This window comes from Bradyrhizobium sp. 26S5, from assembly GCF_036923295.1.
GTDB lineage: Bacteria > Pseudomonadota > Alphaproteobacteria > Rhizobiales > Xanthobacteraceae > Bradyrhizobium > Bradyrhizobium septentrionale.
Genome location: NZ_CP145948.1, coordinates 4,130,142 through 4,156,391, shown reverse-complemented (window position 1 = coordinate 4,156,391; position 26,250 = coordinate 4,130,142). Strand labels below are relative to the sequence as shown.

The window sequence follows — 26,250 nt, the reverse complement described above, 5'->3', positions numbered from 1 at the left end:
CACCAGCTTGGGACTATTGATTGTTCCTAAAAACGCAAAAACGACGCGCCAAGACCAGATGCCCAGCTACGTCGTTGGAATTTTTCGTGCGCTCCTCGCACGTTGTCCGGCTTAAACCTCGCAAACCCGATTGTCAACGTCGAAAGAGCCACCCCGTCGAGCTCTGTGCCGGTTCAATCGTTGCCTCAGGCAATAAAGCTTTCTGCCCTTCTCTACGCTGCAACGCGCTACAATACCCTGCCCGCGGATGCGAGATGGAATTGCGGAGCTCGATCAAGTTGAGTGGACGCACAGCTCGGGTCACCCGCGGAATGAAAACTGCCGAGGACAGTCCTCACAAGACCCCACCCCACGCTGCGCGATTGCAGCTGATCGCCTACTCCCACTCCATCACTCCTGACGGTGTTTCGTCGCTGATTTGCATACACAAATTTGACGCCTGACGGACGAATCCCCGACGGTATACCCGCCGCAATTTTTTGGTCATGAGTTCACAGAGCAAACTGTTCCGCGCGAAGCGCTGGCAATTCCGCAACCTATCGAATTCTATCGACCGAATGGCACGCCGCACCCGTTATCGAGGCTTACACGGCTCGCACTGAAATAGAGCTTCCGATACCATCACGGATCAGGAACAAACCTTCCGTCCCCGGCGCCGTCCAGGAAAGGTCTCGCGCTGTTAAACAGTAGCCGTCCCCCCACGCTATCGCCGCAGTCGCAGCGATGCCGAACCCCGGCTGAAGGTACTAGCGCGCGTTGTCGGCGATCGAGGAATGGGACGACGCTCGAAATCACGGCAATGCCACGCATTGCCCTGCGCCCCACCACGCTGACTGGAGTTCCAGTTCCTTCGAAGCTAGGCAATCGCAGCAACTCACGCAGTAGCGTTGCGCCGCCCCTCAGACAGCAACATCGTTTTCCAGTATCTTGAAGTCGGCGACGAGTTTACATAAGACATCGTTCTTCAACATCCATTCAGCGGAATATTGTCCGTCTCCCAGGCCACTTGCAAACATCGCAATGTTTCTTGGATCGCCTTCAAGCGGAAAGTGAATGTTCCAGCTTCCAAGTTGATCTCGTTCGTCAGCGTCGGCATTTCTTGCAAACTCCGCTGCGAGCACGTCATCGTAGTAATTCGCTTTTGCGTCCCTGTTGTGGAACTCGGCCACGATACGAGAAAAAAACTCGCGGGTGCTCTCGTCCATGAAGCACGCCAAGCCTGATTCAACTCGAAATCCAGAAACACTTTCGTTATCCCGCAGGTACGTCGCGCAAATGGAGTTGTCGGGCAGCACGTCGGCGATCACCATACTGGCCGCCGCATTGCGCCAACCCCAATCACCGACATGAGTTCTTGTGATCCGTACCGGATAGTGTCCCGGAGCGATTGTGTAGTTGAAAGGAGCGACATCAGCGCTGAGAAACGGATCACAACAACATACCCGGCCCGTTGGAAAATAAACGGAACCCAGGTCGACCTCCTTCATCAACCGACTAGTCATTGTCGTCACCCCTGAGCACTCCCAGAGTTACTATCATGGCACTCATCTCGTAGGTGGCAGGTATTTGCTCTTGGCTCGTGCGCCACGCCTCCGATTCTCCACCGAGGGTTCAAGAATATAGTTCTTATAGTCTAGCATCCAGGCTCGAACGGCTTCAGAGCGCGCACCAGTATGCCGACCAATGTTATTCCAGTAATCAACCGCATCGAGCGGCTCATGGCTCATGTCGCAGTCGGATAATGGATGCCATGAACCAGGCCGCCATTCGACATACGGAGCTCCATCGCGAATTTCATACTTTTTTTCAGGCTTGTATTTTATGTCAATCAGATCCCTTCCGGTTTTGTCCGCTTTGCCCGGGGTGTCTCCGAGGTATTTTTCGCGCAGACCTTCCTCGACGTACTCACGAATGATGCCGGCCTTCCACTTCTCTCGAAATTCGTCCGACGATATCTGAAGCTGCCCTGCAACTGCGTCGACAGAGTACTGCACGCGCTGCGTACTCGTGGCAAGAATTCTGCCCATACGCTCGGTCTCCTTGTATGGGATGGTCACGCGGTCACCAACCTTCACAGGCAGAGTAGCGGCATTTTCCGGGAGAATATCCATGAGAAGTCGCGTGAAGGCTGAGAGCCGTACCATCTCTTCCTTGTGTTCTCTTTGAAGATACTCCAGCGAGGGGCTCCTGGTTCTCGTCGCCAGTTCCAGCTGGGATTTGAGGTACTCGAGCCTTCGAAGAGAATTTTGACACGATTGACGCTTCGGCTCACCGAACTCCCGCGCTGCGGGATCTGCGGCAAATATCTGATCTATCCGAGCGAGAAACTCCTCGGTGAAAACCTCCGTACTCGCAATCTTCAGTCGGGCGCCTGCACCATGACCCGAGTAGAATATTTTATGCGGGTGGCCTTTACGATCCGCGAAACTGACGCTCCTGCTCCACCATTCAGTGACGGCTTCCACGCCCGCCTTTGCCGCCCCGACCAGCCAATCGAGCCCGCCCTTGATCTTGTCGATCATCCAGAGAATGGCGGCATCCACCTTGTGGCGTAGCGCATCGATGATCCCGCGGATGGCCGCACCGACACCGCCAAGCCCGACCTGATAGGCCAGGAATCCGATCACCACCGGCATTCCCCGCTGCAGGATCTTCTCGAAGACGACACCAACCTTTCCGACGGCGCCGACGGCAAGGTCCGTCACATTGTCCAACGCACGGTCCACCATGTCGAGAATGGGCCGGGCATAGCGCGCCGCCGCTACCATGGCCTTGTAGATGCGTCGCGCGACGTCGGCGACTTCGGAGAGACCCGCGCTGGCGGCGGCGGAGGCCGCCATGATCGCGACTTCCTCTGCGACCTTCCCGGCGACCCATTCGGCGATGCCGGTCAGGATGGTCTTTCCGAAATCCTTGGCCTGATTGATCATGCCGAGCGCGTTCTCGCGTGGCGACCTGGTCGTGTCGATGGCCTCGTTGACCCAGGATATGACGCCAGCCACCTTTCTGATGGTGCTCCGTATCTTGTCGATCGCGGGTCCGGGGAATCTTGTCTTGAGCAGCTCATAAACGTGGTCGACTGAAAGACCGAGCACGCTCAGCACGAACTCGAAGAGTTGCCGAGGCTCACTCCAGTTGGTCGGCACGACAATGTTCTTCTCCTCGATCTGCCCAAGGAGCCAGCCCTGGAGGCCAAGCTTCAAATTTTCGATCTTGTCATCCCAGATGCCCTTGAACCCGAGGCCGACCGCGCGCACCGTGTTCTTGATGAAGTCGAGCGGCTTCTTGACAATGATGTCCCAGGCGGTTTCGGCCTTTTGAACGACCGTGACGACAAGATCGGGCGGCAGGTTGAATACGCGCAGGATCAGATGAAATGTCGCTCTGATCGCGCCCATCAAGTCGTGGTCGTGGAAGACCAGCCTGACGATCCTGCCGACCTCGGCTTTGGTCTTCTGCCAGGCTTCGCTGTCCTTCGCCAATTCCTGGAAGAGCTCGATCTGTCGCAGAATGATCGGGCCGAGGAAGTCGACGATCGGATCGCGAATGCAGGCCGGTACCCAGTTCCAGATTTTTTCTGCCAGCAGAACCGGAAGTCCCCATATGTCGAGGACGACCTCGCCGACCCGGCGGAGGAATTCCATGACACCGGTGAGGAACGCCTGCAGGCCGTTGAGCGCCTCGCTGAGCCACACGGCGATCTGCCCGAGTTGCGCGCTCGCCCAGGTCGCAAGCGCGTTGGCCTGATCGGCGATCCACTGCACAGCCGACACCGCAAAGGCCAGCAGCGATCCGCCAAGGACCCCGACCGAACGCACCAGCCCTGCGGCGAGGTTGCCGAGCGCGGCGCTGATGGAGTTGGCCATACCAGTGACGGCGCCGCCCAAATTCCGGGCCGCGCCCAACAACGGCGGGATCAGCGTGGCCTCGATGTAGGTTCGCGCCTGGACGATGATGTTGCCCTTGCCCCAGTTGGCATGGATCCATCTTAGCCCTTGCACGATTCCCACGATCGCGCCTCCGACCGCCATGATCGGTCCTGCCGGCGATAGCGCGAGCGCGACCCCGCCAACCGCGAGCCCGATCGCCGTCAACTCGGCCTTGAACGGTTCGAGTTTGACCTTGATCGCGCTCCAGGCCGCATCCAGCTTGCCCTCGACCCATTGCAGGATGCCGTCCTGTCCCTCCGGCCCTTCGCCGATCCCAAGCTTGTTCTTCAGCCAATTCCATGCCTCGGCGTAAACGGCCCGGATTGCGCTCGTGTTGTCCCACAGCCACTTGGCGGCGCTCTGCACCAGCCCCGCGACGTTCTTGATCATCTCCCACTGATCGGCGGCGTACTGCTTGATCCATTCCCAGATCGGCGAGCCGAACTTGTCCCAAACGCCACTCAAGAAGCCTTTGATCGCTACGACGACCGGCTGCAACGTCTCGACGATCGGCGTGATCAGGCGTCCTGCAGTCTTCTCGAGCTTTTCGGCAGCGCTCCGCAACGGCGTGCAATCGTTCTGCGCGATCTGCGCAGCTGCGGTCTGCACTTCTTCAAGCATCGGTGCAAACCGGGCCGAGAGTTGCTGGCCGGCGCCGGTGATCGTTCGCACCGGTGCCATCACCGCCGTGAACATCCCCTCGACCGCCGATGCGGCACGATCCTTCAGCCACTCGGTGAATCCGCTGGCCCCGCCCCGAATGACGGGTTCGAGCGCCGGCGCAGCCGTCCGTATCGCGGTCATCGCCAACGTGTCCGCAGACGGCAACACATCGGAGAGGCCTGGAATAGCCGGGAGCCCGTCCTGTCGGCGAACTGCGGCCCCCTGCTGCATCGTATGCGTCAGCTCATGGGCAATGAGCTCACGCCCCCCGGTGCTGTCCGGCTGATATTGGTTGTGGCCGAAGAAGACGTGCTGCCCGACCGTGAATGCTTTGGCCCCGAGCCGGGCGCTCAACCCGGCGGCCGCCGATCCCGTGTGAATGCGCAGGTTTCCGAAGCCGGCGCCAAACCGCGGCTCCATAAACCCGCGAACCGTCGACGGCAGCGGTGAACCGCCGCTTGTCTGACGGGCGATCTCGGCCCCGAGCACGAGCCCGGTCTCTCCGGGCGCACGGGCTTCGCCTTTGGACTCGGCATCGCGTTGAAGTCCCACGGACGCGGAACCGCCCACTTGCGCAGCGGCCGGCAGCTCGCTACGCATGACCTGCGCCGCGACGGCAGTTGCCTCGCGTTCGGCCGGATCGTGGGGCGACGAGATCTTCAACGAGCCCGAGCCACCGCCAACCTGGCCGTGCTCCGGCACACGTGCGATCGATGTTGCCGATGGCACTGCTATCGAGGACGGGGACGCATGGAGTGACGCGCATGCGGCAAACGCGGCCGTTCCGGATGATGCGAGATGGTTGCTGGCCGCCGGCTGGCGAGACACGACCACCGGCGTATGGGCGCCGGAATCGATCATGCGGCTCACGGCCGCCTGGACCTTGGTCGGCCCACCGGCTCCTTGCGACGCCTTGTGTGCCGGCGGCTCGGCCGTTGACCGGCCGGTCTTGCCGGCTTCCCGCGCACGAAGTTCGGCGATCACAATGCTGGCGTAGCGGTTGCCGTAGGTCTGCTGAATTTGACTCAGGATCTCTCGGCGTGACGCGGATGCGTTGTCCCCGTTCACCTGTTCGGTTAGCAACGCGACCGCATCGGCGGGCGACATATCGGGCGACAACCGCCGTAGCAGCCCGGCCCTGACCGGTACCGCGCCGGCACGAAGCAGCGGATCAGGCTGCCTGGCCTCGAGCTTGGCGTCGGTACGGACCGCGGTCGCCGACATTGCTTGTCCTTTCACCCTCGGCGCGCAAATCGCAGCCTGCGAGTTTGCTGCGCGGCTTTACCCAGGGCCTATCGGCCTGGTCCCGGTATCGGTGGCTTCGGTATCGGTGGCAGGAAAACGCAAAACCGGCGGCAAACGCACCCCCCCGAGCCTCGCCTGCAGCAATGCAGTCCAGGCCCGCATTGCTCCGCAACAATCGGAGGCGGCCGCATGACTGAGTAGCCTGCAGCCACGTTCTGATCACTCGTTGTAAGGGTGAGCGTCTGCGCTCCTGTTTGGGCATTCAAGTCGAGACTGAAAGTCAAAAGAGCACTCGTCTTCGTGGCCTGAGTGACGCGAACCGCGGAAACGCCGCTACCGCTGAAAGTCAGGTTTTGGGGCGTCAGACTGCGCAGATCGACGCCGCCGATTGATTTTATCGTCACTCGCGGCGACGTCCCGGCCCGCAGCCTGTTTGGGTCGAGAACGATACGTGGACGTGGCCGGACTTCGAAGGTCACCGGGTAACTGGTGACATTGTTGGCGGACACGGTCAGCGTCGCCGACTCCGCCTGGTCCCGATCCGCCAGATCGAAGGCCAGCTCCAGCTCCTGCGAGCTCTTGATCGTAACCTTGACATTTGTGGCGAGGCTCGAGGGAGCTATGTCGGCCGTCGCTCGTTGCGAAAAATCGAGATCGGTGGAGTTCGTCGTGACCGTGAGACTGCGACTGGGCCCGTCGAGAACGAATGGTTGCTTGATGCTGATGTGCGGCTTTGGCCTGACCGGGAAGGTCACCGGCCGGCTGCGGACGTTGTTGGCGGTGACGGTCAATGACAGGTTCTGCGGCTGATCGACCGCCGCCAGGGCAACGGTCACGCTCAGCGCACTCGGGCCTGCGCTGTTCACGGTGATGCCGGTTGCAATGTCGGGAGGCGATATCTCGACCCGGCCGTTCGACAGATCGAAAACGTTCGAGCTGGTCGCGATATCAAGGGTGGCCTGGCCATCGGCGATGACGAATGACGGCGTGACGCTGATGCCGGGCCTCGGCACCACGTCGAACGTCGTTGGCTGGCTGGTAGCATTGTTCGCGCTGACCACCAGCGTGACCGGCTGCGTCTGCGCCAGCTCCGCCGTGGTCACCGACACGGTCAGCGATCTCGGGCTTCGATTGGTGATGGCGGCCCTGGTGACAATGTTCGGGGGATCGAAACGCAGCTGGCCGTCGCTGACGCCCGACAGGTCGAAATCCTCCGAGCCCGTTGATACGACGATGTCGCGCGTCTCGCCGCCCGTGATCAATGATGGCGAAACGCTGATCCGCGGTGGGTCCTGACAGGGCAAGACCGGCGCCAGGCTCGCGATCGTGCCCTGTTCGACCGAACCGATTGCACGCAGCGTCGTGGGGATGCCGGTGAGTTCGACTTTCCAATGCTCCGTCGTTCTGTCCGGGATTCCGGCCAGGTGCCTGATCACCAGAAGATAGAGTCCCGGAGCGAACCGAACGAGATGAAGCTCCTTGTTTGCAAAATTCTCATCGCTGTTGGCGAACGGAAAGCTGACACTCGCGGCGCCCGTGCCGATCCTCATCCTGGCCGTGTCCGGCAGCGCAGGATCAGGGACCGGGTTCAGCTGCGCATTGCCTTCCGGGCCGAATTCCAGCAGCAGGGTCGTCTGGGTGAGCGGATCCCGCGGCCCGGCGATATCGATTCCGATCGCGGGACTGGCGGCGCCCCGGAATGTCACGAGCTGCTGCAACGCCGTTCCCGACTGCCCCGGCAAGGTCTGGCACGCCCCGACCGGCATCTGGCCGCTGAAGACGCCTTGCTTGATCGCACCCATGGCACGCGTCTTCACCTGCGGCAGGCCGCTGATGACAACTTTCCACCTCTCCCTCGTCCCGTCGGGGACTTCGGTCGGGTGCACGACGATCAGCCGATAGAGCGCCGGACTGTAGCTCGGATCGAGCCGGATCAGGCTGACGGCCTTGCCTGCGAAATTCTGATTGGTTCCACCCGCGGGAGGAAATGTCAGCGGCGAACCGGCACTGCTCGTACCGATCGTGAACACGGCCGTAGCTGGAAGCGGCAAAGCGGGCACAGGATTGGCCGGCCCATTATTCCCCTCCGGCCCGATTTCGAGCGTCAGCTCGGTTTGCGTGCCGGCCCCGACCGACCCGACAACGTCGAACTCCACAGTCAGCGTGCCTGCACCCGAGGCTGTCACGGTCCGCTGCAACAACGTTCCAGATGGTTGTGCGAGGGCAACAGAAATCGACAGACTTAGAAGGCAGGCAACAAGAGCGTGCAGCTGCAACACGCGTCGATACGTCGTCATTGTTCGCTCTCCTCGGCGCGCAGAATCGCGGACATGCGTGCGCTAGTTGACCGCAACTCGTAACGCCGGCACACGAGCTTGACAGGCAAAGGACAACCGGAGCGACTAAACCCCGGCCAACGAGCAATACCCATGATCACCATCCCTCACGACTTCGAGTGCTTAGCGGATGTCATCTGTGATGCCTACATTCCTCCGGAAAACTTGGTGACGCACAGACTGTGCATTGGGCATCACAGCAGGTCTCACCCGGGATTCGACATACTGGGGGGGGAGGCCCATTCACGCCTACGCGGGTCGACGCGCTGATGCCGTTTGCCCTGATTGTCACGATGGCGGGCCCTACAGCGTTGTGCACGGTGCTCAACCGCACGACCACGTTGCGTTCCGTTGCATCCTTGACCTGCTGCAGAAAAACGCCAGCGCCGGTGACGCTCACCTGATTGATGGTCACTCCCATGAAGCTGAAGCCCTCCGACGCAGTGATCTTCACGTCCTTGATGTCGTCGATCTCCATTTCTTCCGGATCGGGCTGCAATCGTATGAGCTTGAACTTGGCCGAAGCCCTAACATGGTTTGCCGTGATGATCAGTTCCCGGTCTCCCGGCTGAGCGTCGGATACGACGGTAAGCGATAGAGTGAGATCACGGGCCATCGCATTTCTGACGGTGACGTCGGAAATCCCAGAACCCGGATCGACTGCTGCCTGCCCGACGTTCGATAGGTCGAACCCCTCCGACGAAACGATTCTCAGAACGACCGCGTCGGTGAAGTTCGGCACAGCGACGAGGCCGGGTGCAGCAGCGCTGATTGTTACCAGCCTGAATCTGGCCACCAGGTCGACATTATTCGCTGTGACGGTCAACTCCCGGTCGCCGGCCGAAGCGCCATCGGACACATCGAATGATAACGTCAGGCTACGTTCCGACTGATTGCGGAACGCAGCGCTGGAAAAGTCCGTATCCGGCCTTCCGTCCCGCGTAAACTTGACTGCGCTCGCGGTCCGGAGATCGAAACCCTCCGACGCGATGATGGTCAGTTCACGTAGCCGCCCCGGCGCTACAACCGGCTGGGAAACTCCAATTGTCGCCACCTTGAACCTGGTCAACGCTTCGACGTCGCCCACCCTGATCGACAGAGCCCGATCTCCGATAGGAGCATCGCTCGCGACGTCGAACGAAAGCGTCAAGCTACGCTCCGTCCGATTGCTGAAGACGAGGTTGGATATTCCGCTATCCTCAGTATCAGCGCGAGTGAACCTCACATCCTGATCGACAACGGCTCTAAGATCGAAGCCCTCGGACGAGTTGACGGTCAAGACGCGTGATCGCCCCGGCGCCACCGCGGCCTGAGCAACTGCGATTGTCACCACCTTAAACCTGGCCGACGCAATGGCGCCGTTGGCCGTGATCGTTAGCTCCCGATCGCCGGCCGGGACGTCGCTCGCGAGGTCGAACACGAGCCTGGCATTGCGCTCGGTCCGATCGCCTAGTGCAAAGCCCGAAAAGGCCGAATCCAACGCGCCGGCGCGAGTGAATTTTAGCTCGCCCGCAGCCCTCAGATCGAAACCTTCCGAGGACGTGACATTGAATGTCCGCGCTCTCCCTGGCGCGACGGTCGCCGACCCTGTGCCGGGGCCGGACGTCGGCGAAAGGGTGATGCGCGGCCTCGGCCTCACCTCGAAGGTCGCCGGCCGGCTGCGGACGTTGTTGGCGACAACGGTCAACGACAGAGTCTGCGGTTGATCGACCGCCGCCAGAGTAACGGTCGCGCTCAGCGCACTCGGGTTTGCGCTGGTCACGGATATACCGGTTGCAATGTTGGGAGGCGATATCTCCACCCGGCCGTTCGATAGATCGAAAATGATCGAACTGGTCGTGATGTTGAGGGTGGCCTGGCCATCGGCGATGACGAATGACGGCGTGACGCTGATGCCGGGCCTCGGCACCACGTCGAACGTCGCGGGCTGGCTGGTGACATTGTTCGCGCTGACCGCGAGTTTTACCTCCTGCATTTGCGCAAAGTCCGCCGTGGTCACCGACACGGTCAGCGATCTCGGGCTTCGGTTGGTGATGGTCGCCCTGGTGATAATGTTCGGGGGATCGAAACGCAGCTGGCCGTCGCTGACGCCCGACAGGTCGAAATCCTCCGAGGCCGTCGATACGACGATGTCGCGCGTCTCGCCGCCCATGATCAATGACGGCGAAACGCTGATGCGCGGCGGATCCTGACAGGGCAAGACCGGCGTCAAGCTCGCGATCGTGCCCTGTTCGACCGAACCGATTGCACGCAGAGACGTCGTGGGGATGCCGGTGAGTTCGACTTTCCATTGCTCCGTCGTTCTCTCCGGGATTCCGGCCAGGTGCCTGATCAGCAGAAGATAGAGTCCCGGAGCGAACCGAACGAGATGAAGCTCCTTGTTTGCAAAATTCTCATCGCTGTTGGCGAACGGGAAACTGACACTCCCGCCGCTCGTGCTGATCTTCATCCTGGCCGTGTCCGGCAGCGCAGGATCAGGAACCGGGTTCAGCTGCGCATTGCCCTCCGGGCCGAATTCCAGCAGCAGGGTCGTCTGGGTGAGCGCGTCCCGCGGCCCGGCGATATCGATTCCGATCGCGGGATTGGCGCCCCCTCGGAATGTCACGAGCTGCTGCAGCGCCGTTCCCGACTGACCCAGCAAGGTCTGGCACGCCCCGACCGGCATCATGCCGCTGAAGACGCCTTGCTTGATCGCACCCATCGCACGGGTCCTCGCCTGCGGCAGGCCGCTGACGATCACCTTCCACTTTTCCCTCGTTCCCTCGGGGATTTCAGTCCGATGCATGACGATCAGCCGATAGAGCGCCGGACTGTTGTTCGGATCGAGCCGGATCAGGCTGACGGTCTTGCCCGCGAAATTCTGATTGGTTCCACCTGCGGGAGGAAACGTCAGCGGCGAACTGGCACTGCTGCTCGTATTGATCGTGAACGCGGCCGTAGCCGGGAGCGGCAAAGCGGGCACAGGATCAACCGGCCCATTATTCCCCTCCGGCCCGATCTCAATTGTCAGCTCGGTTTGCGTGCCGGCCTCGACCAACCCGACAACGTCGAACTCCACTGTCAGCGTGCCTGCCCCCGAGGCTGTCGCGGTCCGCTGCAACAACGTTCCAGATGGCTGTGCAGTCGCCGCGTCACCCAAGAGGCAAAGGCTTACGCCTACCAGCACAGCAATGCAGCGTATCGAATTGTGCAGTCCAGCGACCATTGCCAATCTCCTCCTGCCAACCAGCTCTGACGGGTGAAGCGCTCTGCTACTTCTATGGTGGTGGGGGCGGACACACTCGCCTGCAATCCAGGCAAGACGTTCCGCTCGGAGACATTCGACAACAGTGCAGCCCGGGATCGCAAACTTGTTGCAAGCAGGTGTTAAACCGACATTCGCAACTGGTCGGCCCGGGCTTGCAACAAATCTGTTGTGGATTCGGGCACGTATTGATCATGGGTCGTATAGAAAATCCATTTGAAAAACTGGAGCCACCAACCCTTACAACTATGGTCCACGGTCCGGTTGTTGTGTTTTGGTCGCTAGCGAATTCAAAAGTGCGCGCGTCTCTGACACCTGAATTTAGCGGCAGGAGTTGCGCGTTGACCAATCCCTGCCCGCTGAGGGTGATATCGTTCAAGGTCAAATTGGAAAGGTCGAGGCCCCCTCTTGATCTTATCGACATCTGTACGTTGGTGTGCTGGTCCATCTTGTCCGGCGAAATGCTAATGCCCGGCCTTTGCCGGATCTCAAAGGCTGCGGATTGGCTGGCGATATTGTTTGCGGTGGCGATGAGCCTCATCGCTTGCGTCGCCGCGACCGATGACACTGCAAAGGTTACGGTTAGCTGCCTTTGGCTCTGGCCGCTGATCACGATGTTGGATGCGACGCCGGAAGGACTGATGTCCACCGTGGCCCTCGAAAGATCGAAATCCGTCGAGGCGCTGCTCACGGTGACCGTCGCGGCGGTCGTTTGATCAAGCACGAAGGTTGGTGAGACGCTGATGGTTGGCCGCGGCACGACCACAAAGACCGCGGGGTGACTCGTCACGTTGTTGGCGGTGACCCTGATCTCAAGATTCTGTCGCGTGGTGACGCTCGCCAAATCGAGGTCCAGATTGAGGGTCCTTGCGCTCTGGCCGCTGACGCTCACGACCGTGGCGATGCCGGGACTGAGGCCGATCTGACCGGCCTGCACGTTGGACAGGTCGAAATCGCTCGCGGTGGTGCTGACCGTCAGCCTGACCCGCCCCGGGCCGATACCGGATGGAGCCGAAAGGCTGATATGCGGCCGCGGCGTGATCACAAAGGTCGCGGGCTCGCTTCTCACACCACCGGCGGTGACCCTGATCGCAAGGTCTTGTCGAGCCGTGACGTCGGTCAGGTCGAGTTCGAGATTCAGCGTTCTTGGACCTTGACCGCTGACACTCGCAATCGTGGCGATGCCAGGACTGAGTTCGATCTGACCAGGCTGCACGTTCGAGAGGTCGAAATCGCTCGCGGTGGTGCTAACCGTCAACCTGGTTCTCCCGGCACCGACGCCGGCTGTCGGCGAAAGATTGATACGCGGCCTTGGCCTGACCACAAAGGTCGCCGGCCGGCTGCGGACGTTGTTGGCGACAACGGTCAACGACAGATTCTGCGGTTGATCGACCGCCGCCAGGGTAACGGTCGCGCTCAGCGCACTCGGAGTTGCGCTGGTCACGGTGATGCCGGTTGCAATGTTGGGAGGCGATATCTCGACCCGGCCGTTCGATAGGTCGAAAACGTTCGAGCTGGTCGTGATGTTGAGGGTGGCCTGGCCATCGGCGATGACGAATGACGGCGTGACGCTGATGCCGGGCCTCGGCACCACGTCGAACGTCGTTGGCTGGCTGGTGACATTGTTCGCAGTGACCACCAACGACACGCTCTGCGTTTGCGCAAGCTCCGCCGTGGTCACCGACACGGTCAGCGATCTCGGGCTTCGATTGGTGATGGCAGCCCTGGTGACAATGTTCGGGGGATCGAAACGCAGCTGGCCGTCGCTGACGCCCGACAGGTCGAAATCCTCCGAGCCCGTTGATACGACGATGTCGCGCGTCTCGCCGCCCGTGATCAATGATGGCGAAACGCTGATCCGCGGTGGGTCCTGACAGGGCAAGACCGGCGCCAGGCTCGCGATCGTGCCCTGTTCGACCGAACCGATTGCACGCAGCGTCGTGGGGATGCCGGTGAGTTCGACTTTCCAATGCTCCGTCGTTCTGTCCGGGATTCCGGCCAGGTGCCTGATCACCAGAAGATAGAGTCCCGGAGCGAACCGAACGAGATGAAGCTCCTTGTTTGCAAAATTCTCATCGCTGTTGGCGAACGGAAAGCTGACACTCGCGGCGCCCGTGCCGATCCTCATCCTGGCCGTGTCCGGCAGCGCAGGATCAGGGACCGGGTTCAGCTGCGCATTGCCTTCCGGGCCGAATTCCAGCAGCAGGGTCGTCTGGGTGAGCGGATCCCGCGGCCCGGCGATATCGATTCCGATCGCGGGACTGGCGGCGCCCCGGAATGTCACGAGCTGCTGCAACGCCGTTCCCGACTGCCCCGGCAAGGTCTGGCACGCCCCGACCGGCATCTGGCCGCTGAAGACGCCTTGCTTGATCGCACCCATGGCACGCGTCTTCACCTGCGGCAGGCCGCTGATGACAACCTTCCACTTCTCCGGTGTTCCCCCTGGGACTCCGATCGGGTGCACGACGATCAGCCGATAGAGAGCTGGACTGTCGCTCGGATCGAGCCGGATCAGGCTGACGGCCTTGCCTGCGAAATTCTGATTGGTTCCACCTGCGGGAGGAAATGTCAGCTGCGAACCGGCACTCCTGTCCGTACTGACCGTGAATGCGGCCGTATCGGGAAGCGACGGAGCGGGCACAGGATTGGCGGGCCCATTGTTCCCCTCCGGCCCGATTTCGAGCGTCAGCTCGGTTTGCGTGCCGGCCTCGACCGGCCCGACAACGTCGAACTCCACTGTCAGTGTGCCTGCACCCGAGGCTGTCGCGGTCCGCTGGAACAACGTTCCAGATGGCTGCGGCAGAGCAACAGAGGTCGACAGGCACAGAAGGCAGGCGATCAGAGCGTGAAGCCGCAACAATCGTTGATAGGCCGTCATCTTGCTCCTCCCCTTCACCACTTACGACCAATCGGGATTTGAGCACCGTCTCCGCTTCGGGGAGGCACCGAAACCCTGCTGTTAATCCGTCACCGTCACATCGTGGTCTGACTGCACGGCTCCGCCGCGCGTCTTGACCACAATTCTACCGGTTGTTGCCGTGTTCGGAACCCGCACGGTGAACTTCTGGTCAGTCGGCGCAGGGCTTGCCACTGGCGATGCCGTAGCGGAGCCCGCGAACGTGACCGTCGTGTCGCCAACAACGAACCTGCTTCCCACAATGTCGATGGTATGATTCCGTTGGCCGCTAAACGGCACTTGCGTAAGGATTGGCGGCAGAATGACGTCAAGAGTCTGCTCCTGCTTGTCGCTGTGGACCTTGACCTGGCCGTTCATTGCGGCGGCCGGAATGTCGTTCTTCGAAATTACGATTTGATCGACGGCGACGTTTGCCGTCGGAATCCGGAGCTCAGGCATAAACTGCCCACTATTGTCCTTGAACTGCACCGACATGACCTCTTCGAAGCCGGCGCCTTTGATTTTGAAGATTGGGTTGCCGGCTGGTTGGTCGACACCTTCAAAACCTGTCAGCTGCATCCCGGCGCGAACTGTCAGAAACGCGTCCGCACCGTTGTCACCGACTGCAACCCTCAACCTCCAGGTTCCCGTCGGATCGGTGACGGGAATCTTGAACTTAAGCGTTATGCTGCTGGCGGCTACGTTAGCCTTCGTGACACTGATGTTTGAGGCAGCAGGGCCGCCGGGTGGAGACGTCAGACTCACGGACATCGTGGGATTGGACAGGTCAAAGTCGGTCGCCCCCACGGTCAACTCAAGGTCATCGCCAGCCCTGACACTGTTCGGCACCACGGTTATCGACGGTGTATCGGCGAGCAGCGACTTCTGCAGGAATGTAAATTGCCGGGCGTCGGCGACCTGCATGGTGTCAAGTGCAACCGTACCCAGCCGAACATACGGCTCCTTGCTGTCGGGATCGACCAGAGGCGACTCGCGGCGATGCACCCTGATCGCTGCCTTCTCCTTGATCCGCGTTGGCTTGCTTTCATCACTCTCCGAAGGAGGATCCGCGATTCTCTCCTCATCGTAGTGAACAGTGACGATCCCGGTTTCTCCTGCCTGCAGCGGATCGGGGACCTGCTCGCTTTTGACCGTGAGATCGATTGTCAGATCCTCGCGAAGGATGATCTCTTTCGCCTCCACCAAATCATCTCGTCGCCCGAGCGCCATCCCGGCACGGACGACGATCTTCTTCACCCCTTGACCTGGCACCTCGACCTTCAGGTCGGGTCCGACAGCCCTGACCACCCCGGTCTTGTTGAAGAGCACATAGAGCAGCCGGCGGCGCATGTGCACCATGTAGTCGCTCAGCTCGTTGAACTCGACATCCCTGAGGAATTGTCCGTCGAAGAAATTGACTCGTTTGATCTCGATCTCGCCCATCGTATGGACCTCTTGCGTCAAACCGGTTTGGATTTTTGCCAGATCAGCGTGTCACGTCCGAGCGTTGCGCGCCAAAGGCCCGTGTCGAAGTTACTCTCGTCCGCCAACTTCCTGCGCCCGAGAATGATTCCGGGAGCGCGCGCCTCGAGCCAGTAGCAGGTGTGCGCCGGCTTCTCGAGATCGAGCACCGCGCGCGTGCCGCTGCGAAATTGTTTCCAGAACGTGACCTTGAACGGCTCGGCAAGGATGCCGGCCTTGTCGGCAATCGGCTTGGGATACCCGTAGTTGATCCCGACGCGGAAATAGTGCGGTGGAACTCCGGCAAAGGTATCGACGCCCAGCGTGGTCGCGCTCTTCTGTGCCTTGCCCAGCGTAAAACCGCGCGGCTCGACGAGCTTGAAACGCTGGCCAATGAACATCGCCAGATATTCCTCGAGTGCCGCCCGGGTGCCGCGCCGCTGATAGAGTGGCACGATCCGCTTGACCCAGGTTCTTCGCTGAGCCAAATCCCAGTTCTGGTCCAGCGTCAGAGCCAGCCAGCTGGCCAGATACGTCAGGAACGCTGAGTCCAGCCGTACTGACGCGTTCCCGGCCCGCGCGCCTGACGCGTGGCCGTCAACAGAGGCGGTGTCGGTGACGCACTCGACCGGCGCAAAGGCGGGGTCGAGCGCGTCCACATAACGCTCGAGGATTTGCTCCAGCCCCGTGATCTCGGTCTTTTGCACCGATAGCGGTGCGTCGTCGCGACCGCTCAGCAGTCCTTCAAAGATCTTGAGGTAGCTGCCAAGAAACGGCGTCGCGCCGGAGGTCGACCGAGCACGGAATATCTCCGGAACGTGTCTCAGGTAAGAACTGCCGGCGTTGGCCATGCTCTCAGTCCTTTCTGGTCACGATGACCGACAATGCGGTGAGTGCCGGCAGCGACAATGGACCGAGCGGAACGTCGCCGTTGACGTCGGCGGGGCCCAGGGTCAGGCTGCTGACGAAATCGACACCGTCCAGGTCCTCGATCAGCCGGAATAGCTTGGAACGGTAGACATAGCCGCCGAGCGGCCACCCATTTCGATCGAACCCGCCGCCTGTGACGCCAAGGAAAGCGCCGATCCCGGTCTTGATCGATTCCACCATGTCAGGAACGTTGCGATCAGGCGCCACGGTCACGCGCGCGCTGACGGAGACGGGAGCCAGCTCGGGCGCCAGAACGAATGTTCGGGTGGTAATCAATCGCCGACGATCGAGAAAGCGTTCGATGCTGTCGGCCAGTTCAGGACCCAAAGCGATCAGCTGCTGCCGTTGCTCGATCGGGAGATCGATGTTGCTCAATGCGCGGTCGAGATCGAGACGGATCTCCTCGGCCGCGGCAAGCACGATGATCGTAACGCTATCCCTTGAGATCGGGTTGATCGCCTGCGGCTTGTAGTTCATCAACGCAGCCGCACGATGCACCTTGATCGAGCGCCTGGCGCGCCGTTGAAAGTCATTGAAATCATTCAGCAGCACGGTTTCGAAGTCCGCCGCCGTGATCAGCCGTCGCGGCCGCCGAAATGCCTCGATGCCGGCCTGGATCCGCTCCTCCGACGAGAAGAAGAAACCGGCGCCTTCCGCATCGCCATTGGCAACGCGGATTTCTTCGTCCTCACGCAATCCATCAACGGGATCGAGCCGGCGGACGACGGCATTCGCTTCCACCAGGGCTGCTGGCCCCTGAAGCAGCCGATAGCTGCATCGAATCTCCTGGCCAGCTGGTGGCCGCGCTCCAAAGACCCCGTCGCCGAATCTGATGCGCTGCTCTTCGGCATCGACCATGAAATGCCTGGCCTTGTTGGTGTCAGTGACGCGCGACTCATCAGTCAACAGGAATTGCCTGATTTCCCATGGCTCACCCGCGACCGTGACTTGCGGATTGGGATCGTATGTTCCGGAGGTGTGAGCGAAGTCCACCAGGACGCGCGTCACGGATCCCGCAGGCAGACCAAGGCTGCTGAGTACTGGTTTCAACGGAAACAACTGATTGGCTGCTCCATCGCTCGTCCCCAGCACCTGAGCATTGACCATCAGGAGTTCGCGCGCCGTAACCGACACCGATTGCTCCCTGGGCGGCGGCGTCAGATATTTCAGGTTGGCCGGTCCGCGGAAGGTCACCGGTGCGAGGGTCTCGAAAACGTAACGCCTTGGCTGCCGTTTGCCCTTCCCATCCGCTTCGTCATCCGACTTGAAGTCCGTTGCAAAACGAGTACCGGCTTTCACGATCAGATCCTGGCTCTGCTCTCTGCTCAGACTCGCGGTCAGTGTCAGCGGCACGGTGACCGGCTCGGGTGGATCGAGGATCAGCTTCGCAAATTTCTCGAGATGCGCGGCCGGCACACGATTGGCACGATAAGAGATGGTTTCTGCGACCCAGCAGAGCAGTTCGAGCAGCATGATGCCCGGATCCGAGGCGTTGTGATCGACCCACTGATTGGTATCGATCTGCTTGCGCATAAATCCGATCAGCTGCTCGAAGCTCCGATCGTCCAGGTTGATGTCCGGCAATGCCATGTCAAACGATCTCGATCTGGTGAGAGCCGGAGGCGATGAGTTCATTCTCGTCCAACGGCAGGGAGAAAAGACCGGGCTGATCCGCGAATTTCGCATCCACAACGTGGTCGATTCCGGCTGCGCGTTCGATTGCGGCATACACCTCGGAAAGATAGACGCTGCGACCGAACGGCCACCCATCGCCCCGTTCGCCTCCGGAGAGCGGATGAAAGAATGCATCGAGCGCTTGCAGGACACGCTGCTCGATCAGACTCGCGTCTTCGGGCGCGCTCGGATGGACCTTCGCCGAGATCGACACCTGACGATATGAAGGCGGCAGCGCATGGATATTGGGAGAGATCGCGCCAAGCGCCCGCGCGCGCAGGTGCGTTTCGATACGACGGAGCAATCCCCTGGTCGGCTGCGGCGTTCGCTCTCGTCCCTTGGGGACGATGACGATCGAGACGGCGCCCACCTGCGGGACCAGACGTCCGTTCGAATCGGGTGCCTTGATCGGCACGCACCTGGCGCGCGCGACCTGGCTGAACGCACCCAGGGTGATCCAGACATAATCTTCGCAGGTGACCGCACGGCCGCGGTGCTTGACGGCTTGCGGACCGAGGTCGAACGTCTGCTCCAGCGTCCAGGGATCGGAACCGCCCACGGCGCCATGATAGTTGAAGACCTTGTCGATGGACGGCACAGACGACTTGAGTTCCTTGATGGCAAGCGGCGCGGCAATGCGATTGGCGACCTCACCACCGCCACTGCGAAGCCCGCGGACCACGATATTGTCCTTGCCAATCGGTGGGATGAGGCCACTCGTCCCATCGCCGAAAGTGACCTCGCCGGTCGCCGCCTCCAGCGTGTAGTGCCGGCTGCGCGAACCGGACACGCGGAAGTTTGGGACGCGCAACCAGCGGACCCACGCTTCATTGTCGCCTCCGGCCTCCCCGGAGGTTGGCGCCATGACAAGAACTTCCTCGAGCGTGGGGACCTCCCTGATGCCTTCATCGCTCGCACGCCGCTTCAACTCTTCGAGCAGGTCCTGCAGCTCCGCCGCACTGGGCTGCTCACTCTCGCGCACCCAGATCTCGCCCGCCAGAACCGGACTTCGGCGGATCGTGGCGCGCAGGCCTGGTTCACCGGTTCCTGACGCCAGAACCCAGTCGCGGCCGATGGTTTCGTGATTGTCGGCCATGACGCTGTTGATCAGCACGGCCTTCAGCCTGGGCGCAGCGGCGTAGCTGCCGCGCTGCAGACGAACGCGGTACCAGCACAGGGCCGCCCGGCCGGTAAGTTGCGGGAACAGCGTCAGCGGTGCGGAATCGACCGGCGCCTGGAAGCCAACGATCCCGCTCGACGTGAGATTGGCGGTGCCGTCCTGAACATCGAGCGGCTTCCACCCCGCCTCGCTTGTCGCAGATTCCCAAACGACATTTGGATTGCCGGTCTCCGGCAGCAAATGGGTCGTGTCGGTCGGCTCCTCCAGGGCAACGAAAAGACTGATAAACGCGTTACCGAATTTGCGGTCGAATCCCAGATAGAGTGCCGGATCACTTCCAAGAATGCCGGAGACGTCGTTGAGCGTATACTCGCTGAGCGGGACGAACGGCGCGAAAGCGGAAGCAAGCGGCAACGGCAACAACCGGAGATCAAAATTGTCGGCCACTGCCAGATGGTCGATCGCGACTGGCGTCTCGGCGAAGTCGTACTCGATTTCAATCCTTTCCAGGACCGGGGGGACGAACGTGGGACCAACGACCCGCAAGACGCTGGCGCCGGCCGACTGAGGCACCATCTCCGCGAAGCCATCGCGCCCGTATGGATTCTGGCTTCTCAGTACCGCGCGGATCCAACGACCGCTGATGCCCCCGACCTCCCCGACCGCGATGTCGGCGGCCGGAGAGAAGGAGAATTCGATGCTGGCGCTGCCATCGGGGACCGTCCCGAAAAGCGCTCCGTTTTTCTCCCTCTCTGTCGCCGCCCCCCTTTGCCCATCCTTTTGGTGAAAGTCGGGGCCGTCGGTCACCTCGAGAATGTGCTGGATCGTGTCGATGGTCTTCCACTGATTACCAGCCGCCAGGTACTGCCATTCCACCAGCGTCGTAATCGCCGTGTTCGCGGCGGTGCGGAATATCTCCGCCAGCACAGCGCGCGTGTAGACGCGAAGGGTAAATCGGACGGTTGCCCGCGCCACCTCTCGCACGAAGCCCTTCCCGCTCGCAATGTGAAATGCATCACCGTAGCGGGGGCGTTCTCCGAACGGAACGATCGGCTTCGACAGATCGGCGATCGTGTCGTTGATGGCCGCGGCATCCGCCTGGAACGACTGCCGCGCCGACATCTTGATGAATCCCCTGACCTCGCCGATGCGCGGCAGCACCGGCATTGCTTCAGATCGCGATTTCAGGCGGGCAACGACCCAAGCCGCTTTCTGCCCCGCAATCTCCGTCTTTGCTGTACCCGGGAAATTGGCGAACTTGACAACGACCTTGCCGTCATCGCCTGCGGCGTAGGTTACGTTCTCGATGTCAAGCCAGAGCTTTCGATCGACATCAAAGCGTTGCCACAGCAGAAACTCCGCGCTGAACACTGCTTGCATGCGGTTCGCAATGGTGAATTCCAGGCTGACGTCAACCGGCTCCTTGCGCTCGAACAATGTAGAGCTTGCGATGTACAGCGCGCGTTCCACATCGGCAAACACCGAGCCTTGCGTGCTCATGACCGGTACCGAGTTCGCCTGGCTCGCAAGCTCCTCGGGCGTGGGCGGAATGCCTGGCAGCGGGACTGTCGCAAAACGATTCTCGAGCGGCACCACGCTAACGGCATGTACGAGCTGGGCAGGTGTCGCAATGAACGAGTTGCGCGTTTCAAAGATCAGCGCCGGGCTGTTCTCCGATTGCGTGGTCGCGACCTGGGTCCCCGCCGGGATCTGCTGACCAACATCGCCGCGGGCGGGAAGCAAGAACGTGACTGGCGCCTCCGCCGGCATACCCGGCGACCTCTCCACACCGACCAGATCGAGGAAGGCGAGCAGATTCTTTTCCGGCACCCGGTTGATTCGATCGGCGAGCAACTCGACAAGCCGCGCGCCGAGCTCCATCAGGGCCCGGCCCGGGTCGCTCGGGTTCTTGTAGCCCGTCCAAGCCTGTTCTCTGCCGGCCTCCTCGACGCAGTACCGCTCTGCCATCGCAACGGCTTCGTCGACCGGCGCACGAACAGCTTTGTCATACAGTTGAGGCGGCCGCATTGGTGCCCTCGCGAAGATAGAACGGGTAAACCATGTTGAACACGCTGTTGGTCGCACGTATCCGATATTCGATATTGACGACCAGGGCGCCGGAACTGTTCGCTTTGTCGTCGGTGCGAACGCTCAACACGTCAACTCGCGGCTCCCATCGGACCAGCGCGTCCGCAATCGCGCTCGCCACCAGGCTCTTTGTCGAGCTGTTGAGCGGCGCGAATACAAGCTCGCGCAAACGGCTGCCGAACTCGGGACGCATGACGCGTTCGCCGCGCGCCGTGCCCAGGATGATCATGATCGCCTGCTGAATCTTCTGCTCGTCGGCCGCGTAGCCAAGCGCGCTCGTTGCCGCATCCGGCTCGATCGGGAAATTCCAACCACGTCCGAGGTGTCCGAGTGCCATGAGTGCCCCTTGTCTATTGAATAGGTCCAAGAATGGGAGGCGCGGGCTGAACGAACGGGATGTCCGAGACAATCACGCTCCGGGCACCTGCATGAAACACGTCCGAAAGCTGGCTCGCCTTGTCTCGCGCCGACTTCTTGCCGAGATCGGAAAAAATCGCCACCAGCGCCGCCGGCAAGGCGCCGTTGCCCGGAAATGCTGTCGTACCAGTCGCCGTTACACCAACCCAGGCGAGCGATTGCCAGAACCCGATAATACCCTGCGCAATGATTGCTCCCGCGTTTGCAGGCGCAAGCGAGGCGAAACCGCCCTGGAACGCTCCCAGCAGAATGCCAAAATTGGCCGGAGCGTTAACCGGCAATGATGCCGCCAGCGAGATCGCCGAACCTGCATAGGACAGGTATGCGTTCGCCCACGCCGCGGCAGCGTCCGCCGGGGTTGCCGGCTTGCTGTTGAACAGCTGCTCCAGCTGTTGCGCCAATGTGTCCTTGCTCAACGGCATCTTTTCATTCCGCCTTGTGCTTCGCGCTGACATGAGTGCCCAGCGTCATTGGCTGCACCGGTGGCCCGGACGGGCCGACACCGGTCGGATGTGTGTGCGTGTTGAACAGCTGCATCAGGGCATTCCCGAGCGTGAGGCCCTCCGCGGCGCTTGCGCTTCCGATGAAGACGGAGTTGCTGTGAATGACGACGCCCGCGCTCGACATCTCGATCGAGTTACCTGCCTTGTCCGTGATTGTGATCTTTTCGGACCCGGCGCTGTCGTCAAGAATGACCTGATGTCCGCTGCGCGACTTGATCAGACGGATTGCATTGTTGCCGTCGGGTCCCCGCGCCTTCGGCATCTCGTCCTTGCCGTTCCATAGCCCGCCGATCACATAGGGGACGCGGGCATCGCCGTGGTCGAACAGCACCAGCACCTCGTCGCCAACTTCAGGCCTGAATACCGCCCCGCGATCCGGTCCGGCCATGAATGAGACAATTCGCGCCCACGGGCTTTCGCTGTCGTTCTTGAGCCACGGATACCTGACCTTGATACGTCCGAGTTGCTCAGGATCATTAAGGTTCGATACGACGCCGATCACGGCGCCGAACACGCTGCCCGCTGTTGCGTCGCTTCGAGAGACTTCCGACATTAATTCGAGCAGGCTCATGATGCGCTTCTCACAGCTTGAAATCTGGTGACGTAACCGGTCTTCGGCGCAATGCGGTGCTCGGCCCTGCGGATGTAGTAGATCCCGTTGAACCGGTCCCCCAGCCCCTGAAGACGAGCGGTCGTTCCCGGAATGAAGCTGGCATTGCCGACGATCTCGCCCTCGCCGGTGATCAGCCCAAGCGCCATCTCGTTGAAGAAGGCCTTCGCGATCTGGTCGGCCTCCGCCTGTGAGACGACTGGAATCTCGGCCACCGCGGACGCGGACGCGCCGAAAGCGGCGTCGCCCAGCGCCGGTCCCGCCTGCCGGCCTCCCATCAGTGACGTCTCATCGCCGGTCTTGCCGACGCCGAGAATTGGTTCCTTGCTCGCGGGGTTCCACCCGCGCACTGTGATCTCGCCAACCAGGTCAGCGGTCGACAAGCGCGGCTGAAACCATTTCAGGTCCATGGGATATTCGAGGGATATCGCCTCACCGAGGTTGTTGGCGGCCTCGCGAAAGACCAGCTTGTCTCCTGAAATTAGCAATTCGTAGCGGATGCGGCGTGCCCGCATCAGCAGGAAATCGATGTCGCTCAGGTTGTTTTGCAACAGATATGGATGGACGATGCCGGAGTCCTGCACCTGAGGCGCGAGACCAAGCTCGCCGGCGATACGCTCGGCGACCTGGCTGTCCTTGACGTCGTTGAACACGCGCGTCTTCTTGCCACGACGCAACCGATGCAGGCGATCGAAGCCCTGCACCTTGACGACCGTCGGCTTGTCGCTGGCGTAATTGACCTTCAGCGCGGTGATTTCTCCGCGCATCAGGGTCGCAACCTTGCCGCGGTAACCCGCCTGGATTTCCATGCGGTTGCCTGGCGTAAACTCCGCCGCATCAACCCATTTCAGACGCTGGTTTTCGGCATTTTGCGTGTTAACGGTGATGTCGAACAGGTCGCCGCCCTCGACATGCTGCGTAACCATGACCTCGAGGATGTCCACCCGAAGCTCGGGCGGAATTTCGGCATCGTTGATCAGGATGCGTGTCTCGGGTGTTGTGCTGTGATCGGGCATCGGCGGGCTTCACTCAATCCGTCAAGCGATCTTTGGAATGCGCAGTACGAGGCCCGGCGTCAGTTCGCGCGGGGTGTCGATATCGTTGGCGGAAGCAATATGCCTCCACTTGGTGGGGTCATCGTAGAACAGTCCTGCGATCGAGCTGACTGTATCCCTCACCTTGACGACATAGATCTTGGTCAAGTCCGGTGAGTGAGGCTCGTTCTTCTGTAACTCCTCCTCAGGCAACGTGAATTCCAGAAACGCGACCGACAGCTTGGCTCTGACGGGCGTTCCGTCGCCCAGAAACATCACGAATTGCTGTTTCAACGACTCGAGCACGCAGACGAACGGCAGCTCGGCGTACGCGCCACCCGGCGCCGTGGGACCCCAGCTCAACTCCACCTTCGGTGGCCGGTGCTTTTCCTTGTTGAATACCAGCAGACCAGCAATCTTCTGCGTGTGCTGCCGCACGTCCGTGCGCGCCTCGAACGTATCGAGGAAGAGCTCTATCGTGAGCTTCTTGCGGTCGCCGCCCGTGTACTGGAGCTCGGGCTTCTGGCCCATCTTGTCCTGGTCTACCCAGTGCGATGCATCTTCAAAGGAGTATTCGCTCGGGTTGAACAGCACGAAGAAACTGTCTCCGGTATCCAGGTTCCGGACCCGCATCTTTTCCAGACGTTCGACCATGACGTCGTCTCCTCAACCCAGCCGCTCTCGTTCGAGCACCATCTTGTCATACAGCGTTGCGTAGACATGCTCGGTTATCGCTTGCGAATACCCGGCGTCGATGCTCAGGCTTTTCTCAACTGTCGTCGCAACGCGCTTGTCGATGGTCCGCGTCAGTTTCGCCGCCAGCGACTTCTCCAGATCGGCAAGAGCCGCCTCGTGCGCCGATCGCGATCGTGCCGGCGCCGAAGCGACGGGTACAGCGGCGTCGCCGCGCCACTGCCGACCGGGCGCCGGGCGCGACGGGGCCAGGACGATGTGCCGGGATTGCTTCGGGGCGTGCTCTTCTCTCCTGAGCCTTTGCGCAAGAAGTCCCGCTGGCGGCACCGCGTTGTTCGAGATCGAGCGAGCCATCATGACATCGTCGGGTCGAATATTGCGTTGCGATGCCGGCCGGATCGGAGTTGCACGAACAGACAATCCCGCGGCCTGCCGCGCCAACATCGGCAACACACGGCCGGGAATGCCTTGAGTCTGCCGGACGGCCGTGCCGGTTCCGTGCTTGACCAGTCGGGCCGGCCGCGGCGCACGTGATAAGGCGGCCACGCGTTCAACCCTGACAGACCGCTGCCGCGCTGTGATGATCGAACCTGGCGAGCCGGGAACCGCCTCAGCGGAAGGATTATGAGAAACCGTATTGGCTGACGTCACCGACGATGTCACCCGCAACGGCGCGGCTACGGTCACCACACTCCTCCACTGCCGGCGATCTGTGACTCGAATGTTCCGGCTGTCACCGCGGGCCGCCTTTGTTGGTGTTGCCGCCCCGGGCCGATCCGACCCGTACGCCGAAGGGGTCGACGCCGCGATCCCTGATGAAAGCAGCGTTCGTTTGAGCGGCCATGCCTGGGCCCCGGGGGAAAGGCCCGAAATTGTCGCCGCGCCCGAGGCCGGCGAAACTGCGCGCTGCAAAGGCGTGCTAACCGGCGCAAGTTCATCCCGAGCGCGCCGGCGCCCGCTACGCCGCGTCGCAAGCAGGACTATGCGCCACAGTTCGCGCTCGACAAACCTCCGATCGCGGGTCGTTTCGCGAATCCCGACGTGCCGCCCCGGCCTCGTAATGGCGACCGGTGCGCTAACCGCACCAAGCCCCGGCGCGCGCGAGTTCGGCACTCTCGTCGCCTCAGGGCGCTCCCGGTGTAGGCGCGGCAGCAAGGCCGCAGGTACTATCGAGCGATGAACTGCCGCCAGCACCAATGGGAAGGCCTGGCGCGGGCCGCGCTCCCGCCTGCCGAGCAAAAGAAAGTCAAGCGAGGCGTGCGTTCGTTCGCGGCGGCGGAACCTCCCCGCGAGCACATTGCGTGCGAACTGCCGCAATCGCCGAGGGCCGGCTAACATCCGTAGCCGGCCGGCTGCGACCGACCCGCCCCTCCCAGGGACCGAACGCCATCTTCGTTCTCTGGCCAG

General features: G+C 61.4%; 15 protein-coding genes. All 15 read right to left on the bottom strand.

What is annotated here, in order from left to right; all coding sequences use genetic code 11:
- Positions 1 to 899 precede the first annotated feature (899 nt).
- The 15 genes from V5279_RS18960 to V5279_RS18890 all read right to left on the bottom strand — a co-directional run bounded on the left by V5279_RS18960 (position 900) and on the right by V5279_RS18890 (position 25,530).
- Entirely contained in the window at positions 900 to 1,487 is a 588-nt protein-coding gene (locus tag V5279_RS18960) for a DUF4241 domain-containing protein (RefSeq protein ID WP_338699897.1), read from the bottom strand.
- Between the two features lie 57 nt (positions 1,488 to 1,544).
- Complete coding sequence (locus V5279_RS18955) at positions 1,545 to 5,816, bottom strand: eCIS core domain-containing protein (RefSeq protein ID WP_338699895.1); 4,272 nt, start codon at positions 5,814 to 5,816, stop codon at positions 1,545 to 1,547.
- Between the two features lie 68 nt (positions 5,817 to 5,884).
- Positions 5,885 to 8,134, bottom strand: coding sequence for a hypothetical protein (locus tag V5279_RS18950; protein WP_338699893.1), 2,250 nt, complete (start codon positions 8,132 to 8,134; stop codon positions 5,885 to 5,887).
- 172 nt (positions 8,135 to 8,306) lie between these two features.
- Positions 8,307 to 11,378: a hypothetical protein gene (locus V5279_RS18945; RefSeq protein WP_338699891.1), complete on the bottom strand. Its 3,072-nt coding sequence runs from the start codon at positions 11,376 to 11,378 to the stop codon at positions 8,307 to 8,309.
- A 52-nt stretch (positions 11,379 to 11,430) separates the two neighbouring features.
- Positions 11,431 to 14,295 carry a hypothetical protein gene (locus V5279_RS18940; RefSeq protein ID WP_338699889.1) on the bottom strand — a complete coding sequence of 955 codons (2,865 nt, stop codon included), beginning with the start codon at positions 14,293 to 14,295 and terminating at the stop codon, positions 11,431 to 11,433.
- 81 nt (positions 14,296 to 14,376) lie between these two features.
- A complete protein-coding gene (locus V5279_RS18935; protein WP_338699887.1) occupies positions 14,377 to 15,756 on the bottom strand; it encodes a hypothetical protein in 1,380 nt (459 codons plus the stop codon).
- Positions 15,757 to 15,773: 17 nt separating this feature from the next.
- Positions 15,774 to 16,625: a phage tail protein gene (locus V5279_RS18930; RefSeq protein WP_338699885.1), complete on the bottom strand. Its 852-nt coding sequence runs from the start codon at positions 16,623 to 16,625 to the stop codon at positions 15,774 to 15,776.
- A gap of 4 nt (positions 16,626 to 16,629) precedes the next feature.
- Entirely contained in the window at positions 16,630 to 18,294 is a 1,665-nt protein-coding gene (locus V5279_RS18925; protein WP_338699883.1) for a hypothetical protein, read from the bottom strand.
- Between the two features lies 1 nt (position 18,295).
- Positions 18,296 to 21,526, bottom strand: a complete 3,231-nt coding sequence (locus tag V5279_RS18920) for a putative baseplate assembly protein (protein WP_338699881.1) — start codon at positions 21,524 to 21,526, stop codon at positions 18,296 to 18,298.
- Complete coding sequence (locus tag V5279_RS18915; protein WP_338699879.1) at positions 21,504 to 21,923, bottom strand: GPW/gp25 family protein; 420 nt, start codon at positions 21,921 to 21,923, stop codon at positions 21,504 to 21,506. Before V5279_RS18915 ends, V5279_RS18920 begins: the two co-directional genes overlap by 23 nt.
- Positions 21,924 to 21,936: 13 nt before the next feature.
- Positions 21,937 to 22,425 carry a hypothetical protein gene (locus V5279_RS18910; RefSeq protein WP_338699877.1) on the bottom strand — a complete coding sequence of 163 codons (489 nt, stop codon included), beginning with the start codon at positions 22,423 to 22,425 and terminating at the stop codon, positions 21,937 to 21,939.
- 4 nt (positions 22,426 to 22,429) lie between these two features.
- Positions 22,430 to 23,077, bottom strand: coding sequence for a phage baseplate assembly protein V (locus V5279_RS18905; RefSeq protein WP_338699875.1), 648 nt, complete (start codon positions 23,075 to 23,077; stop codon positions 22,430 to 22,432).
- On the bottom strand, positions 23,074 to 24,060 hold the full coding sequence (locus V5279_RS18900) for a hypothetical protein (RefSeq protein WP_338699873.1): 987 nt from the start codon (positions 24,058 to 24,060) through the stop codon (positions 23,074 to 23,076). Before V5279_RS18900 ends, V5279_RS18905 begins: the two co-directional genes overlap by 4 nt.
- 93 nt (positions 24,061 to 24,153) lie before the next feature.
- Positions 24,154 to 24,804, bottom strand: a complete 651-nt coding sequence (locus tag V5279_RS18895; protein WP_338699871.1) for a LysM peptidoglycan-binding domain-containing protein — start codon at positions 24,802 to 24,804, stop codon at positions 24,154 to 24,156.
- 12 nt (positions 24,805 to 24,816) lie between these two features.
- Entirely contained in the window at positions 24,817 to 25,530 is a 714-nt protein-coding gene (locus V5279_RS18890) for a hypothetical protein (RefSeq protein ID WP_338699869.1), read from the bottom strand.
- Positions 25,531 to 26,250: the final 720 nt, after the last annotated feature.

What these genes read in the sequence shown, in the direction of transcription:
- V5279_RS18960 (WP_338699897.1), bottom strand. Translation starts at nt 1,487, where the DNA reads ATGAAGGAGGTCGACCTGGGTTCCGTTTATTTTCCAACGGGCCGGGTA.
- V5279_RS18955 (WP_338699895.1), bottom strand. Translation starts at nt 5,816, where the DNA reads ATGTCGGCGACCGCGGTCCGTACCGACGCCAAGCTCGAGGCCAGGCAG.
- V5279_RS18950 (WP_338699893.1), bottom strand. Translation starts at nt 8,134, where the DNA reads ATGACGACGTATCGACGCGTGTTGCAGCTGCACGCTCTTGTTGCCTGC.
- V5279_RS18945 (WP_338699891.1), bottom strand. Translation starts at nt 11,378, where the DNA reads ATGGTCGCTGGACTGCACAATTCGATACGCTGCATTGCTGTGCTGGTA.
- V5279_RS18940 (WP_338699889.1), bottom strand. Translation starts at nt 14,295, where the DNA reads ATGACGGCCTATCAACGATTGTTGCGGCTTCACGCTCTGATCGCCTGC.
- V5279_RS18935 (WP_338699887.1), bottom strand. Translation starts at nt 15,756, where the DNA reads ATGGGCGAGATCGAGATCAAACGAGTCAATTTCTTCGACGGACAATTC.
- V5279_RS18930 (WP_338699885.1), bottom strand. Translation starts at nt 16,625, where the DNA reads ATGGCCAACGCCGGCAGTTCTTACCTGAGACACGTTCCGGAGATATTC.
- V5279_RS18925 (WP_338699883.1), bottom strand. Translation starts at nt 18,294, where the DNA reads ATGGCATTGCCGGACATCAACCTGGACGATCGGAGCTTCGAGCAGCTG.
- V5279_RS18920 (WP_338699881.1), bottom strand. Translation starts at nt 21,526, where the DNA reads ATGCGGCCGCCTCAACTGTATGACAAAGCTGTTCGTGCGCCGGTCGAC.
- V5279_RS18915 (WP_338699879.1), bottom strand. Translation starts at nt 21,923, where the DNA reads ATGGCACTCGGACACCTCGGACGTGGTTGGAATTTCCCGATCGAGCCG.
- V5279_RS18910 (WP_338699877.1), bottom strand. Translation starts at nt 22,425, where the DNA reads ATGCCGTTGAGCAAGGACACATTGGCGCAACAGCTGGAGCAGCTGTTC.
- V5279_RS18905 (WP_338699875.1), bottom strand. Translation starts at nt 23,077, where the DNA reads ATGAGCCTGCTCGAATTAATGTCGGAAGTCTCTCGAAGCGACGCAACA.
- V5279_RS18895 (WP_338699871.1), bottom strand. Translation starts at nt 24,804, where the DNA reads ATGGTCGAACGTCTGGAAAAGATGCGGGTCCGGAACCTGGATACCGGA.